The 15,250-nt window shown below is 66.0% G+C and carries 10 protein-coding genes; 7 read left to right on the forward strand and 3 right to left on the reverse strand.

All coding sequences use genetic code 11. The annotated features are described in order from the left end of the window. Window positions 1-89: 89 nt before the first annotated feature. Genes AB3X95_RS04110 through AB3X95_RS04120 form a run of 3 tightly spaced genes read left to right on the forward strand, consistent with a single transcriptional unit; the run spans window position 90 to window position 5,952 of the window. On the forward strand, window positions 90-1,238 hold the full coding sequence (locus tag AB3X95_RS04110) for an efflux RND transporter periplasmic adaptor subunit (RefSeq protein WP_368620735.1): 1,149 nt from the start codon (window positions 90-92) through the stop codon (window positions 1,236-1,238). Next, window positions 1,235-4,363 (forward strand): efflux RND transporter permease subunit, encoded by a 3,129-nt coding sequence (locus AB3X95_RS04115; protein ID WP_368620736.1) that lies wholly within the window; start codon window positions 1,235-1,237, stop codon window positions 4,361-4,363. The genes AB3X95_RS04110 and AB3X95_RS04115 overlap by 4 nt, the downstream gene beginning before the upstream one ends. 14 nt (window positions 4,364-4,377) lie before the next feature. After that, window positions 4,378-5,952, forward strand: a complete 1,575-nt coding sequence (locus tag AB3X95_RS04120) for an efflux transporter outer membrane subunit (RefSeq protein WP_368620737.1) — start codon at window positions 4,378-4,380, stop codon at window positions 5,950-5,952. 406 nt (window positions 5,953-6,358) lie between these two features. Here the strand turns inward: AB3X95_RS04120 and AB3X95_RS04125 are convergent, their stop codons facing one another. Next, a complete protein-coding gene (locus tag AB3X95_RS04125; RefSeq protein ID WP_368620738.1) occupies window positions 6,359-8,860 on the reverse strand; it encodes a penicillin-binding protein 1A in 2,502 nt (833 codons plus the stop codon). A gap of 558 nt (window positions 8,861-9,418) precedes the next feature. Here AB3X95_RS04125 and AB3X95_RS04130 point away from each other — a divergent pair. From AB3X95_RS04130 to AB3X95_RS04140, 3 genes are all read left to right on the forward strand, one after another. Beyond that, a complete protein-coding gene (locus tag AB3X95_RS04130; protein WP_176368907.1) occupies window positions 9,419-10,081 on the forward strand; it encodes a hypothetical protein in 663 nt (220 codons plus the stop codon). Between the two features lie 459 nt (window positions 10,082-10,540). Continuing rightward, window positions 10,541-11,221, forward strand: a complete 681-nt coding sequence (locus AB3X95_RS04135; protein ID WP_013089644.1) for a PspA/IM30 family protein — start codon at window positions 10,541-10,543, stop codon at window positions 11,219-11,221. Window positions 11,222-11,412: 191 nt separating this feature from the next. Then, complete coding sequence (locus AB3X95_RS04140; RefSeq protein ID WP_368620739.1) at window positions 11,413-12,597, forward strand: tetratricopeptide repeat protein; 1,185 nt, start codon at window positions 11,413-11,415, stop codon at window positions 12,595-12,597. 92 nt (window positions 12,598-12,689) lie between these two features. On the opposite strand, the gene AB3X95_RS04145 is transcribed toward AB3X95_RS04140, so the two are convergent. Then, window positions 12,690-13,358 carry a TetR family transcriptional regulator gene (locus tag AB3X95_RS04145; protein WP_368620740.1) on the reverse strand — a complete coding sequence of 223 codons (669 nt, stop codon included), beginning with the start codon at window positions 13,356-13,358 and terminating at the stop codon, window positions 12,690-12,692. Window positions 13,359-13,569: 211 nt separating this feature from the next. On the opposite strand from AB3X95_RS04145, the gene AB3X95_RS04150 reads away from it, so the two are divergent. Further along, complete coding sequence (locus AB3X95_RS04150; RefSeq protein WP_368620741.1) at window positions 13,570-15,060, forward strand: flavin-containing monooxygenase; 1,491 nt, start codon at window positions 13,570-13,572, stop codon at window positions 15,058-15,060. A gap of 27 nt (window positions 15,061-15,087) precedes the next feature. Here AB3X95_RS04150 and AB3X95_RS04155 read toward each other — a convergent pair whose 3' ends face one another. Further along, the gene (locus AB3X95_RS04155; RefSeq protein WP_255208739.1) at window positions 15,088-15,213 is read right to left on the reverse strand and encodes a hypothetical protein; all 126 of its coding nucleotides are present in this window, start codon (window positions 15,211-15,213) and stop codon (window positions 15,088-15,090) included. Between the last annotated feature and the right edge of the window lie 37 nt (window positions 15,214-15,250).

Raw genomic sequence — 15,250 nt, forward strand, 5'->3', positions numbered from 1 at the left:
CGCTGGCGGGCCGCGCGGCTTGCCGTGTTCGTTCGCTGTCTCCAGTTGGGGTAATTGTGAAGCGTCCCGGTTTTCCTGCATCGTCAGCGATGCGCCAGCAGTCCCCCCCATCCCATCACCGCGGTTTTGCCATGCAGACCTGCGCACTTGCGCTGGCAGGCGTGCTCGCGCTTTCGGCCTGTTCGAAGAAGGAAGCCGCGGCACCCGCGCCGCGCCCGGTGGTCGCGCTCGCCGTGCATGCGGACGGTCACGCGCTGCAGGCGGCGTCGCTGCCCGGCGAAGTGCAGGCGCGCTATTCGACACCGCTGTCGTTCCGCGTCGCCGGCAAGATCATCGAGCGACGGGTGCGGCTCGGCGACACGGTGAAGGCCGGCGAAGTCGTCGCGCTGCTCGACCCGGCCGATGCGCAGAAAAACGCCGCGAGCACACAGGCGCAGGTCGAAGCCGCGCAGCACAACCTCGTCTATGCGCAGCAGCAGCTCGAACGCGACAGGGCCCAGGCCAAGGAAAACCTGATTGCGCCGGCGCAGCTCGAACAGACCACCAACGCCTACGCTTCCGCGCTCGCGCAGCGCGATCAGGCGCAGCAGCAGGCGGCGCTCGCGAAGAACCAACTGCAGTACACGACGCTCACCGCCGGTCATGCGGGCGTCATCACGGCTGAACAGGCGGACACGGGACAAAACGTGTCGGCGGGTCAGGCCGTCTACAACCTCGCTTGGAGCGGCGACGTCGACGTGTTGTGCGACGTGCCCGAAAGCGCGCTCGCCGCATTCGCGGTCGGCCAGAGTGCGAGCGTCACGCTCGCCGCGCTGCCGGGCCGCAAGCTCAGCGCGCGCGTGCGTGAGCTGTCGCCGGCCGCCGATCCGCAAAGCCGCACATGGCGCGCGCGTCTGACGCTCGTCGATGCCGGCGCCGACGTGCGCCTCGGCATGACCGCGGACGTCACGCCGGCCCTGCCGCTCACCGCGGCGGCCGCGCAGCACGGCGTGTTCACGCTGCCGGTCACCGCGCTGTTTCACGAGGGGCGTGAACCGGCCGTGTGGGTCGTGCGCGCCGCGGACAACACGCTCGAGCTGCGTCGCGTGACCGTCACGCGCTACTACGAGCGCACGTTTGTCGTCAGCGAGGGCCTGAAAGATGGCGAAAGCGTCGTACTGCAAGGGGTGCACACCGTGAGCGCCGGCGAGAAAGTCCGCGCGATCGCGCCGCTGCATCCCGAGGACTTCGCTTCATGAGCACGGCGCAAGAAGAAGGCCGCTTCAATCTTTCCGCGTGGGCGCTGCGTCATCAGGCGCTGGTCGTGTTCCTGATCGCGCTCGCCACTGCGTTCGGCATCCTCGCCTACACGCGGCTCGCGCAATCGGAAGACCCGCCCTTCACGTTCCGCGTGATGGTGATCCGCACGTTCTGGCCCGGCGCCACCGCGCGCCAGGTGCAGGAGCAGCTGACCGATCGCATCGGCCGGAAGTTGCAGGAAACGCCGTACATCGATTTCGTGCGCAGCTACTCGCGCCCCGGCGAATCGCTGATCTTCTTCACGATGAAAGACTCCGCGCCGGTGAGCCAGGTGCCCGAGACGTGGTACCAGGTGCGCAAGAAAGTCGGCGACATCTCGGCGACCTTGCCGCCGGGCATCCAGGGCCCGTTCTTCAACGATGAATTCGGCGACGTCTACACCAACATCTACACGCTCGAAGGCGACGGCTTTTCCGCCGCGCAACTGCATGATTACGCGGACCAGTTGCGCTCGGTGCTGCTGCGCGTGCCGGGCGTCGGCAAGGTCGACTATTTCGGCGACCCCGATCAGCACATCTACATCGAGATCGCGAACACGCAGTTGACGCGTCTGGGCATCTCGCCGCAACAGCTCGGCCAGGCGATCAACGCGCAGAACGCGATCGCGCCCGCGGGCACGCTCACCACCACCGACGACCGCGTGTTCGTGCGCCCGAGCGGCCAGTTCAACGACGTCAACGCGCTTGCCGACACGCTGATCCGCATCAACAACCGCACGTTCCGTCTCGGCGACATCGCGACGATCAGGCGCGGCTACGACGACCCGATCGTCACGCAGATGCGCTTCGGCGGCAAACCCGTGCTGGGCATCGGCGTGACGATGCAGCCGGGCGGCGACGTGATCCGCCTCGGCCGCGCGCTCGATCAGCAGATGACCCAACTGCGCGCCGCGCTGCCCGTCGGATTGAATCTGGTCGAAGTATCGAGCATGCCGCACGCGGTCGCGCGCTCTGTGAACGACTTCCTCGAAGCGGTCGCCGAAGCGGTCGCGATCGTGCTGATCGTGAGTCTGGTGTCACTTGGCGTGCGCACCGGCATGGTCGTCGTGATCTCGATTCCGGTGGTGCTCGCGGTCACCGCGCTGTGCATGTACCTGTTCGATATCGGCCTGCACAAGGTATCGCTCGGCACCCTTGTGCTCGCGCTCGGCCTGCTCGTCGACGATGCGATCATCGCGGTCGAAATGATGTCGGTGAAGCTCGAGCAAGGCTGGAACCGCACGCGCGCCGCGGCCTTCGCGTACACCAGCACCGCGTTTCCGATGCTGACCGGCACGCTCGTGACCGTGTCCGGCTTCCTGCCGATCGCACTCGCGAAATCGAGCACCGGCGAATACACGCGTTCGATCTTCGAGGTGTCGGCGATCGCGCTGATCGCGTCGTGGCTCGCGGCGGTCGTGCTGATTCCGCTGCTCGGCTATCACATGCTGCCCGAGCGCAAACGCCACGCGCACGAGCCCGACGATCACGAACACGACATCTACGACACACGCTTCTACACGCGCTTGCGCGGCTGGATCGGCTGGTGCATCGAGCGGCGCTTCGTGGTGCTCGCGATCACCGTGCTGCTGTTCGTGCTCGCGATGGCCGGCTTCTCGCTGGTGCCGCAGCAGTTCTTCCCGAGCTCGGACCGGCCGGAGTTGCTGGTCGATGTGCGGCTACCCGAAGGCGCGTCGTTCGATGCAACGCTGCGTCAGGCGCAGCGGCTCGAACATGTTCTCAAAGGGCGGCCGGAAATCGATCACTCGGTCAGCTTCGTCGGCACCGGCGCGCCGCGCTTCTATCTGCCGCTCGATCAGCAATTGCAGCAGCCGAACTTCGCGCAGTTCGTGATCACCGCGAAGTCGGTCAAGGATCGCGAGAAGCTCGCGCAGTGGCTCGAACCGGAGTTGCGCAACGACTTCCCGGCGATCCGCACGCGCCTGTCGCGCCTCGAGAACGGCCCGCCGGTCGGCTATCCGGTGCAGTTCCGCGTGAGCGGCGACGACATCGCGACCGTGCGCTCGATCGCCGAACGCGTCTCCGCGACAATGCGCGCCAATCGCGGCACGCGCAACGTGCAGTTCGACTGGGACGAACCCGCCGAGCGCTCGGTGCGCTTCGAGATCGACCAGAAACGCGCGCGCGAGCTCGGCGTGACATCCGAAGACATCTCCAGCTTCCTCGCGCTGACGATGTCCGGCTACACGGTCACGCAGTATCGCGAGCGCGACAAGCTGATCAGCGTCGATCTGCGCGCGCCGCGCGCCGAACGCGTCGACCCGTCGCAGCTGACCGCGCTTGCGATGCCGACGCCGAACGGCCCGGTGCCGCTCGGCACCCTCGGACATCTGCGCAACGACCTCGAATACGGCGTGATCTGGGAACGCGACCGCCAGCCGACCATCACCGTGCAGTCCGACGTGTCGGCCGGCGCGCAAGGCATCGACGTGACCCACGCGGTGGACCGCGCGCTCGCGCCGATCCGCGCGACGCTGCCGGTCGGCTACCGGATCGAGATCGGTGGCTCCGTCGAGGAAAGCGCCAAGGGTCAAACCTCGATCAACGCGCAGATTCCGATCATGGTGATCGCGGTGCTGACGCTGCTGATGATCCAGCTGCAAAGCTTCGCGCGCGTGCTGATGGTTGTGCTGACCGCGCCGCTCGGCCTGATCGGCGTCGTGCTGACGTTGCTGCTGTTCGGCCAGCCGTTCGGCTTCGTCGCGATGCTCGGTGTGATCGCGATGTTCGGCATCATCATGCGCAACTCGGTGATTCTCGTCGATCAGATCGAGCAGGACATCGCGTCGGGGCACAAGCGTTTCGATGCGATCGTCGGCGCGACCGTGCGGCGGTTCCGGCCGATCACGCTGACCGCCGCCGCCGCCGTGCTCGCGCTGATCCCGCTCTTGCGCTCGAACTTCTTCGGGCCGATGGCGACCGCGCTGATGGGCGGCATCACGAGCGCGACCATCCTGACGCTGTTCTATCTGCCCGCGTTGTACGCCGCGTCGTTCCGCGTGCGTGCCGACGAGCGCGAGCCGCAGACGCCGTCCGGTTCCGGCGCCACGCATACGGGTAACTGAGCATGAGCACGAGCATGACTATTCCCGCCCCATCCCGCTGCCGCGCGCGCTTCGACGCGCTGGCCCGCACCACGCTTGCCACCAGCATCGCGAGCGTCACCTGCATGCTCGGCGCCTGCTCGTTCGGACCGAACGGCGACGCGCCCGCGATGCCGCAGCCCGCGCACTACGGTGCCGAGCCGCTGCCGACGCAAACCGTGCCCGCGCAGGGCATCACGCAGCAGTTCGTGACCGGCGCGCAGCCGGTGCCCGAATGGTGGACGCTGTACCGCTCGGAGGCGCTGAACGCACTCGTCGACGAAGGCTTGCGCAATAGTCCGACGCTCGACGCGACCGACCGCAGTCTCGCCGCCGCGCGCGAGCAGTTGCGCGCGCAGGTCGGCAGTTCGCTGCTGCCGACCATCGACGCCGGCGGCCAGGCCACCCGCAATCGCGCGCTCGCGATCCCCGAGATCGGACCGAACACGTTTCTGTACAACGTGTTCGTCGGCCAGTTGCAGGCGCACTACACGTTCGATCTGTTCGGCTCTGCGCGGCTCGCGAACGCGGCGCTCGCGGCGCGCGTGAACGTGCAGGTCTACCAGCTCGAGGCGGCGCGGCGTGCGCTCGCGGCGAACATCGTCACCGCGACGATCACGAGCGCCGCGCTGCACGCGCAGATCGATACGACCGAGCGGCTCGTGGTCCTCGCCAACGATCAGGCACGCGATACCGAACGGCGCTTCGCGCTCGGCGCGGTCTCGCATGCCGATCTGCTGAACGCGCAGCAGAGCGCGGCGAGCGTGTCGGCAAGTCTGCCGGCGCTGAAGCAACAGTGGCTCACCACGCGTCACGCGCTCGCGGTGCTGCTCGGCCGCACGCCCGATGCCGCGCCGGACGACATCGATCTCGCGCAATTGCATCTGCCCGAGCAGGTGCCGGTCGTGGTGCCGTCGGAGCTGCTACGCACGCGGCCTGACATCGAGGCCGCCGACGCCGCGCTGAAGGCCGCTGCGACCGATGTCGGCGTCGCCACCGCGCAGATGTTCCCGAGTCTGTCGCTGTCTGCATCGATGGGACAAGGCGGGTTTAGCTGGCCGGTCGCGATGTCCGGTGCGGGGGCGATCTGGAGCATCGGCGCGTCGCTGTCGCAACCGCTGTTTCATGGCGGCGCGCTGCTCGCGCAGCGCCGCGCGGCGCAACATACCTACGAAGCGAGCGTGTCGCAGTACAAACAGACCGTGCTGGCCGCGTTCCAGAACGTCGCCGATACGCTCGCCTCGCTCGAGCACGACGCGCAGTCGCTCGATGCCGCGAACATCGCCGCGCGCTCGGCACAGGGCGTGTTCAACGAGACGTCGGCGCGCTATCGGCTCGGCTCGCTGCCCGTCGCGGCGACCCGTTCGAGCGAGCAGCAATGGCGCAACGCGCAGCTCGACGAGATCCGCTATACGAGTGCGCGGCTCACCGATACGGCTGCGCTGTTGCAAGCGATGGGGAATCCGCCGCTCGATCAGGGCCGGACGTCGTCCGCGCCGGCGGCGGCCGCTTCTACTGCTGCGTCTGCGTCGACGCCCGTCGGTACACCGAACACGACCGCATCCAACTAAACCTGGGATTCCCTAGCGAACGCCGAGCACTTGTCCCCAGTTCGTGTTATCCCCAGTTTGTGTTGACAGACTTGTTGATAAGCCAGGGGCGAAGCGGCTAAGTGCTTGAGGCGAATCGTTTTGTCCTGCGTGTCATCGGGCGCGGCAATTTCGAAGCAACGACGCGATCAAGCGGAGTCACGACGGGAAGAAAACAGCCAGCGCCGTTATCCACAGAATGTGTTGAAAGACCTGTTGATAAGGCCTGGAGATCGCGTCCAAGTGCTTGAGCGCGCGATGGATTCAGCCGCCGATGCATTCGCGCACGCATCGCGCAAAGAAGGAAGGATAGGTCAGGAATCCGACCCGAAGGGGTGAACGCGTGCGCGACCCGCCGAAGCCGACCGCGTACGCGCTGTCAAAAACATCAAGGCTTGTTCGACTCGAACAGATCCATAATCTGCTTCTTCTCGGTCGTCGACACGCTCGGCGGCGGCACCACCGGCGGCGTCATGCCCGCCGGCCCCACACCGCCCACCGCATCGGTCGCGCCCGCCATCGGATTGCTCGAATCGAGACCGATGCTGGCGACGAAGCCTTGCCCCGGCAACTTGTCGCTGAAGAACAACTCACCGTCCATCGCCGTCACGCCGTCGGGTTGCGGCGGCTCGGCCTGTGGTACACCGCGCAGCGCGCGCTGCATGTACTCGACCCAGATCGGCAGCGCGAGTTGCGCGCCGAATTCACGGCTGCCGAGACTCTTCGGCTGGTCGTAGCCCATCCACGCGACCGCCACCAGCGACTGCTGATAGCCGGCGAACCAGCCGTCCTTAGCATCGTTGGTCGTACCGGTTTTGCCCTGCAGGTCCGAGCGCTTCAGCACGTTGGTGCCCGCGCCCGTACCCGCGGTCGCGACCGAGTGCAACAGGCTGTTCATGATGTACGCGTTGCGCGGCTCGAGCGTGCGCGGCGCATCGTGCCCAGCGACGAGCGGCTGCGCGCGCGAGATCGCCACGCCACGCGCGTCGGTCACTACGCTGATCAGATACGGATTGATCCGGTAGCCGCCGTTCGCGAACACCGAGTACGCGCCCGCCGACTGCAGCGGCGTGACGAGGCCCGCGCCGAGCGCCATCGGCAGATACGGCGGGGTCTTGTCGGCATCGAAGCCGAAGCGCTGCGTGACGAAGTCCTGCGCATACTTGGTGCCGATGAACGACAGGATGCGGATCGACACGAGGTTCTTCGACTTCTGCAGCGCGAGGCGCATCGACATCGGACCATCAGGCTGGTCGTCGTCCTTGGGCTCCCACGCGTCGCCGCCCGGTGTGCTCGGCGGGAAGTACAGCGGCGCGTCGTTGATGATCGTCGCCGGGGCGAGACCCCTGTCGAGCGCGGCCGAATAGATGAACGGCTTGAAGCTCGAACCCGGCTGGCGCCACGCTTGCGTCACATGGTTGAACTTGTTCTTGTTGAAGTCGAAACCGCCGATCAGCGCGCGGATCGCACCGTCCTGCGGCGTCAGCGACACCAGCGCGCCCTCGACCTGCGGCAGCTGCGTGATCTGCCAGTTGCCCTTGTCGTCGGCGATGAGGCGCACGATCGAACCCGGCCTGATGTGCAGCGTCTGGTTCGCGCGTGGGCTCAGCGCGGCGGCGACGAAGCGCAGGCCGTCTCCCGACACCGTCACCTGCGTACCGTCGACCAGTTGCGCGACCACCTGCTTCGCGTTCGCGGCCGTCACCACGCCGGCGATGATCTCGCCGTTGTCCGGATGATCGGTCAGCGCGTCGTCGATCGTCTGGTCGCGGTCGTCGCCGGCCTCGGGCAACTGCACGAAGCCCTCCGGTCCGCGATAGCCGTGGCGCCGCTCGTAGTCCATCACGCCCTTGCGCACCGCGCGGTACGCGGCGTCCTGGTCGGCGGAATCGATCGTCGTCATGACGTTCAGGCCGCGCGTGTAGGTTTCATCCTTGTACTGCGCGTACATCATCTGCCGCACCATTTCGGCGACGTACTCGGCATGCACGCTGTACTCGTTGCCCGGATTCTTCGTGTGAATCTCTTCCTTCACGGCCTGGTCATACTGCTGCTGCGTGATGTAGCGCAGTTCGAGCATGCGTCGCAGGATGTACTCCTGACGGATTTTCGCGCGCTTCGGATTGACGACCGGGTTATACGCGGACGGCGCCTTCGGCAGGCCCGCGAGCATCGCGGCCTGGGCCAGCGAGATGTCCTTCAGGTCCTTGCCGAAGTACACGCGCGCGGCCGCGGCGAAGCCGTATGCGCGCTCGCCCAGGTAGATCTGGTTCATGTACAGCTCGAGGATCTGGTCTTTCGTCAGCGCTCGCTCGATCTTGTACGCGAGCAGCATTTCGTAGACCTTGCGGGTATAGGTCTTCTCGCTGGAGAGGAAGAAGTTGCGCGCGACCTGCATCGTGATCGTGCTCGCGCCCTGCGATGCGCCGCCATGCGCAAGGTCGGCGAAACCGGCGCGCAGAATGCCGACGAAGTCGACGCCGCCGTGTTCGTAGAAGCGGTAGTCCTCGATCGCGAGCACCGCTTTCTTCATCTGGTCGGGGATGTCCTGGAAGCGCACGAGGCTGCGGCGCTCCTCGCCGAATTCGCCGATCAGCACGTGATCTGCGGTGTAGACGCGCAGCGGCACCTTCGGGCGATAGTCGGTGAGCGCGTCGAGCGACGGCAACTGCGGCCCCATCACGACGAGCGCATAGCCGACGATCAGCGCGCCGATCACGGCGACGGTCGCGATCAGGCCGATAAACCACAGCACGAGCGACGCACCGATCGAACGACGGCCGTACTCGGCGTCGCGCGAAGCGGCATTGCGTCCTGGGGTGCGTTGATGGGAGTCCCGGTATTCACCGGCCGGAGAATTCGAGGAATGCGGTCGTTTGATGATTGGCATGACTGGAGTAATGGGCCCGCAACTGCGCGCCTGTCTGCACGCGCACACGGCGCGCGCATGGGTCGTGATCGACATCCTGGCCGGGGACGTACGCCGCCCTGCGGACCTTGCCCCCGGCCGGCCGCACGGCACGCCTCGGACCATGTCCGGCGCAACGTAACAGCGCATTTTAAAGAAATCAGCAGCGTTCCAACGCGGTTTTTTTGTAAGAATTCCCTTCGACGGCCGCCTTTTCCTGGTAAGGGGCTGTAATTTCGCGCAGTGCGGATCGCAGCGTGCGTGCGAAGCGCGGCTTATGCGCGGTTATCAACATTTTCTGTTGAAAGGGCTGTGGACAAACCGGCCGCAATCATTACAACTCATTGATGTCACGGGATTTTCGCATCGCGCTTATTCCGTGGCGGCGCAACTCGTCATATGATGAACCCCGCGCACGTCTTTCGATGCGCGCGACGGGGACCCAGCGGCGGGTTCCACCGGCAGCTCCGTTGACGGGTTCGACACCGTATCCGCGGGCGCGCGCCGATCCGCCCATGCCAACAAGACTGCGAGTCGATCATGTCCAAGCCCAGCGAGCGCATCGTCGTATTCGTCACGACTGCGCAGAAACGTGCGATTACCGCGACCGCGGAGGAACTGGGCATCAGCGTCAGCGAACTGATGCGGCGCGCGGTGCTGAGCTTCGGTGCAACCAGCGAGCAGGTCAAGGCCGCGAGCATCGTCGACCGGCTGCGCGCGCCGCGCGCGCCCGATGCGCTGAACGCGGCGCTGCAACGCGTCGCGCGCGGTACGCGCTATGCGCGCGCCGCCCTGCCGGCGTCGCTGCAAGCGCCTGACAAAGACGCGGCAAGCGCGGCTGCCGGCGCGGCCGATGCCGCGGACCCGCCCGCAATGCCGCAAGCCGGTCGCCCCGCTGTCGCGACGGACGCTGCCGATTCCCCCGCCCCGCTGCTTCCCGCGGGTGTCGCCGCCGCGCTCGCCGCCGAGCAGGACGAACAGGCCGCGGCCACCGCCGAAGCCGTCGCGCGTCTGACCGCGGCACGAGCCGCCGACAACGCCGAAAACACGGAGCCGGACGCAATCGAACATGCCGCGTCGCAACGGCTGTCCGGCACCTCGGCGCGTCTGCGCAACTCTCTGAAGCGCCGCCCCAACGAGCCGGCCCCCGACGACGACGAACCGCACAGCGACCCGAGCGCCGAAGGCGGCCGCTTCGCGTGACCGAAAGCGTGACGGAGAATTACCGCGCATCGCGCCGCGATCACTGCATCCGAACGAACAGGCGGAGGTATGCAACGAGTCCGCGTTGCATATCGTTACATCAGTGACACCTGTATGAACCGCTGCTCGATAATGCCCGCACACGCTTGCAAACAGTGGCTCTCAAGCATCGCTTCAGCCTCCGGAAGGCCGCATCGTTCAAGCCATCTTTAAGACAGCCGATGGTGTAATATCCGCCGTCAAGTCCATGCCCGCCGCGGCTTTCCATCATCCAGGCAAGCCTCGACCCGGCATTGCGCCCCAACAAAAACGGACCGCGCTATTGCAATTGGCAAGTACGCCCCGAACTCCGGTCCGAACGTTGCGCAGCATCGCGCGCGGCGGCGTAAAGTAGCAGTAGTTCAAAGCAGTCAGGCGCGCACGCATCGTCGGCGGCGCTCACATTCTCTGGAGGTTTTCATGTCGCTTTTTGACAGCATTTCGCGCACGCTCAAGGGTCTTCTGAACGATGCGGCCGACTCGGTGCAGGATCCGTCGCGTGACTCGCGCCAGATCGTGCGCGAACTCGACGACAGCATCGGCAAGGCCGAGAACTCGCTGATCGAGATTCAGGCGCAGGTCGCCACCCAGCAAAGCAAGCGCGATGTTGCCGCGGACAAGGCGAAGAAGTATGAAGACGGTGCTCGTCGTGCGCTGCAGTCCGGCGACGAAGCGCTCGCGCGTGAAGCGCTCGGCGCGCAGGCCACCGCCGAAGCCGAACGCGATGCACTGACGAAAGAGCTGACCTCGCTGGAGCCGTCGGTCGCGCAACTGAAGAGCCAGATCGAGGACATGCGCACGCGCCGCAACGACCTGAACGCACGCTCGAACATCCTGCAAGCCAAGCAGCAGATCGCGCAGGCGAAAGATACGGCGGCCACGGCACTGGGCGGCATCGGCGGCAAAAACCTGTCCGAAGATTTCCAGAAGCTCGAAGACAAAGTCGCGCTGTCGAACGCGCGTTCCGACGCGCGTCTGAACTCCGCCGACGAGAAAAGCGGCAAAGCGCTCGACGACAAGCTCGCGGACCTGAACCGCGGCCCGTCCATCGACGACCGGCTCGAAGCGCTGAAGAAGCAGCTCAATACGCCGGCGCAGTAAATGCTGGATGCGTGTGTACCACCTCATGGCAAGTACGCGAAGCAGGTACACGAAGCAGGTACACGCGGCAGTGACAACAGCAGTAGCAGTACATGCCGGTGCGCTCGCCCCTGAATGCACGGCATATCGGCAGCCACAGGCAGCCACCGCAATCGACTGATGGAGACGGGCGCGCCGCGCCCGGTCCGCAAATGAAAAAACTTTTCGCAACCGCCTTCGCTTCGCTGCTGCTCGTGTCGGCCGCGGCGTTCGCGGTGCCGACCGCTCAGCAAATCGAATCGGCGATGGCGCAAGGCAACTGGCAGCAGGCCGACGCCGGCCTCACCGAAGTGTTGCAAGCGCATCCGAACAACGCACACGCGCATTATCTGTACGCCCAGGTGCTCGATCGCGAAGGCCGTTCCGCCGAGGCGCTCGCGCAACTCCAACAGGCGAAGACGCTCGATCCGCAGATCCGCTTCACCGACCCGAGCCGCTTCGCGCAAACCGAAGCGCGCCTGCGCCGCGACGCGGAGCGCGCGGGCAACAACGTCACCCGTCATGCCGCGAATCCGTTCGCGCAGCAGAATGCGCCTGCTGTGCAGCAACAGTCGGCAATGGCGTCGCAAGCGCAATTACGGCATGGTCCGGGGGTGGGTATGTGGATCGGTATCGTTGTTCTGATCGTGGCGATCGCGTTTGTGCTGCGCTGGACCTTGCGCCGCGCGCGCAGCCAGGAAGACACGCGCGCTGACGAGGACCGTCGCGCGCAATTGAAGCGTGCAACCGACATGCTCAACACGGTGCGTTCGATCAAGCTCGACGTGAAGCTGTCCACCGCGCCGGGTCACGAGTTGCTCGAGAAAGACGTCGAAGCGACCGAAGACCAGTTGCGCAGCACTGTCGAAACGCTGTCGAACGGCAAGAATCCGCTGCCGCCTTATGCACTCGACGAGTTCGAGCAACGCATCGCGAGCCTGCGTGCGCGCGCCGACGGCCGGCCCGATCCGACCGCCGCGTCGGTGGGCACCGGCCAGCAATCGGCGTATGCGCAGGAGGCCGAGCGCTTCGGCAATCCGCAGCCGCCTTATCCGCAACAGGGTCCGGTTCAGCAGCAGCCGCAGGTCATCGTGCAGCAAGGCGGTGGCATGGGTGGCGGCATGGGCGGTCTGCTGACCGGCGTGCTGCTTGGCGAGGCGCTCAGTCATGGGCGTGACCGCGTGATCGAGCGCGACGTGGTCGTCGACCCCGACGAACTGCGCCGGCGCGGCAACGACGGCGGAAACGGCGGCGGCCTCGACTTCGGCCAGGGTTCGAACGACTGGAACGATGACGGCAGCGGCGGCGGCATCGACATGGGCAGCAACGACGATTCCGGCGGTTGGACCGATACCTGATCTCACCCGATCGATCCGCGTCGAATGAAACACAGGCTCCTTCGCGGAGCCTGTTTTTTGCCTGCCGGTTTTGTGTAGCGCTTGCGCTTATTTCAGGCCCGCGCCGATTCCGCCTGGCTACCCTCGTGCTGCGCGAGCACGACCGCCCCTGCGAACAGCCGCACGATGAAACGCTCGGCGTAATCGATCAATGCGTCGCGGCGCGCGTCGTTCGCGTCGATGTATTCAGCGGATAGATGAAACAGTTGCAGCACGATCTGCGTGCAGACTTCGTCGACGGTTTCGCGCGCAAGTCGCGGCATCAGTTCGAGTTGCACGACGTCGTCCGCCATTTCCGCCGACACCTCGTGCAGGTTCGCGCGCACCGCTTCGCGCAAGGCCGGCGACGTGCCGTGGTACTCCGCCAGCGCGCTCAGGAACGCCTCGCGGTTCGCGAGCGCAAACGCGAAAAAAGCGACGCACGCGCGCCGCGGCACGCTGTGCGGCTCGTCATGCGCGGCGAGCCAGCGCTCGCGCCGCAGCATCGGCCGAAGCCGACGGCTCACGGCGGCGACGGCTTCGTGCGCGAGTTCGTCGAGCGCGCTGAAATGACGGTAGAACGTGTTCGGATTGACGCCCGCCTCGCGCGCGAGCTCGCGCAAGCCGAGGCTCGCGAAACTGCGGCCGCCGGCGGTCAACCGCAGCGCGGCTTCGATCAGCTTGCGCTTGCCGGGCGGCAACTCCGGGCCGGCGACGGACGATGCTTCGGGGACAGTGGTCATCGTGCGTTCAATCATCGCGCGGTATACGCGTTCAATAGCTGCACTCTAAACGATCTTGACGCGATGTGTACGGTTGTCTACCCTGCGCGGTAAGCCATGTATAGACAGGTGGTGACGCGCGATTTCGGCTTGGGCCGTACGCGCCGCGCGAGCCCGCCGCTCGGTAGCCGCTGTCGTTTCACCCCCGCTTTCGCCCGTGCCGGAGACCGCCGTGACGCCTGCCCCCTCCCCCTCATCCACCGCGCCGCGCATTGCGATCGTCGGCAGTGGCTTTGCCGGCATCGGCATGGCAATCCGTCTGCAGCAGATGGGCATCACATCGTTTACGGTCTACGAGGCCGCGAGCGGCATCGGCGGCACGTGGCGCGACAATACCTACCCCGGCGCGGCCTGCGACGTCCCCTCGCATCTGTATTCGTTTTCGTTCGAGGCGAATCCGGCGTGGTCGCGCTCGTTCAGCAGCCAGGCCGAAATTCTCGCGTATCTGCAGCACTGCGCGCGCAAGTACGGCGTCGATCGCTATGTGCGCTGCAATGCGAGAGTGAGCGCCGCGCGCTTCGACGAAGCGCGGCAGATCTGGCTCGTCGAGCTCGACACGAACGGCGCGCGCGAAACAATCGAGGCCGACGTGCTGATCGCCGCGAACGGTCCGCTGTCGCGTCCCGCGCTGCCGCGCATCGCCGGCATCGAACGTTTCGAAGGCAAGCTGTTTCACTCGGCGCGCTGGGATCACGCGTATCCGCTCGACGGCAAACGCGTCGCGGTGATCGGCACCGGCGCGAGCGCGATCCAGTTCGTGCCGAAAATCCAGCCGCGCGTCGCGCATCTGGACCTGTTCCAGCGCACCGCGCCGTGGGTGATGCCGAAGCGCGACAAGCCGATCGGCCCGCGCGCGCAATGGCTGTTCCGTACGCTGCCGTTCACGCAGCGCTTCGTTCGCAGCGCGATCTATTGGCAGCTCGAATCGCGTGGGATCGCGTTCGTCGTCAATCCGAAGCTGATGGAGATGCCGATGAAGTTCGGCCTCAGCTATCTGGAGCGACGCGTCAAGGACCCGGCGCTGCGCGCGAAGCTCACGCCGAACTATCGGCTCGGCTGCAAGCGCGTGCTGCTGTCGAGCGACTATTACCCGGCCGTGTGCCAGCCGAACGTCGATGTCGTGACGAGCGGCATTCGCGAGATCGTCGCGGATGGCATCGTGACCGAGGACGGCGTGCATCACCACGCGGACGCGATCATCTGTGGCACCGGCTTCCAGGTCAACGACGTGCCCGCGCCGTTCGAAGTGACCGGCCTCGACGGCACCGACCTCAGCACGCTATGGCTGCGCGATGGCCCGGAGGCCTATCTCGGCACGAGCATCGCGAACTTCCCGAACTTCTTCATGATCGTCGGCCCGAACACGGGGCTCGGCCATAACTCGATGATCTACATGATCGAGTCGCAACTGCGCTACATCGGCGATTGCCTGCGCGTGCTGCGCAAACGCAATGCGCGCACGATGACCCTACGCGCCGACGTGCAGCGCGATTTCAATGCGCGTTTGCAGCAGGAGATGCGGCACGCGGTATGGACGAGCGGCTGCCATAGCTGGTACCAGACCCACAGCGGCAAGGTCACCGCGATCTGGCCCGGCTTCACGTTCAGCTTTCGCAAGCGTACGCGGCGCGTGCGGCCGCAGGATTACCGCTTCGCGCGTTGAATCGGCCTCGCGCGGCGGCAGGCGCAATCACTGCCCTCCGCCACCGCTCAGCAATCGCAACAGCTCCCATAGAAACTTCACGATGATCACGATCAGTTCCCACAGCCGATAAAGCGGCTGCCAGTCCAGCACGCGCAGAAGGGACTCGAACATCGCTATCGCCAGAAGAAATGAAGGCGCCCAGCGCGTC

It is taken from the genome of Paraburkholderia sp. BR13444 (assembly GCF_040948755.1).
Taxonomy (GTDB): domain Bacteria; phylum Pseudomonadota; class Gammaproteobacteria; order Burkholderiales; family Burkholderiaceae; genus Paraburkholderia; species Paraburkholderia youngii.

What these genes read in the sequence shown, in the direction of transcription:
- AB3X95_RS04110 (WP_368620735.1), top strand. Translation starts at nt 90, where the DNA reads ATGCGCCAGCAGTCCCCCCCATCCCATCACCGCGGTTTTGCCATGCAG.
- AB3X95_RS04115 (WP_368620736.1), top strand. Translation starts at nt 1,235, where the DNA reads ATGAGCACGGCGCAAGAAGAAGGCCGCTTCAATCTTTCCGCGTGGGCG.
- AB3X95_RS04120 (WP_368620737.1), top strand. Translation starts at nt 4,378, where the DNA reads ATGACTATTCCCGCCCCATCCCGCTGCCGCGCGCGCTTCGACGCGCTG.
- AB3X95_RS04125 (WP_368620738.1), bottom strand. Translation starts at nt 8,860, where the DNA reads ATGCCAATCATCAAACGACCGCATTCCTCGAATTCTCCGGCCGGTGAA.
- AB3X95_RS04130 (WP_176368907.1), top strand. Translation starts at nt 9,419, where the DNA reads ATGTCCAAGCCCAGCGAGCGCATCGTCGTATTCGTCACGACTGCGCAG.
- AB3X95_RS04135 (WP_013089644.1), top strand. Translation starts at nt 10,541, where the DNA reads ATGTCGCTTTTTGACAGCATTTCGCGCACGCTCAAGGGTCTTCTGAAC.
- AB3X95_RS04140 (WP_368620739.1), top strand. Translation starts at nt 11,413, where the DNA reads ATGAAAAAACTTTTCGCAACCGCCTTCGCTTCGCTGCTGCTCGTGTCG.
- AB3X95_RS04145 (WP_368620740.1), bottom strand. Translation starts at nt 13,358, where the DNA reads ATGACCACTGTCCCCGAAGCATCGTCCGTCGCCGGCCCGGAGTTGCCG.
- AB3X95_RS04155 (WP_255208739.1), bottom strand. Translation starts at nt 15,213, where the DNA reads ATGTTCGAGTCCCTTCTGCGCGTGCTGGACTGGCAGCCGCTTTATCGG.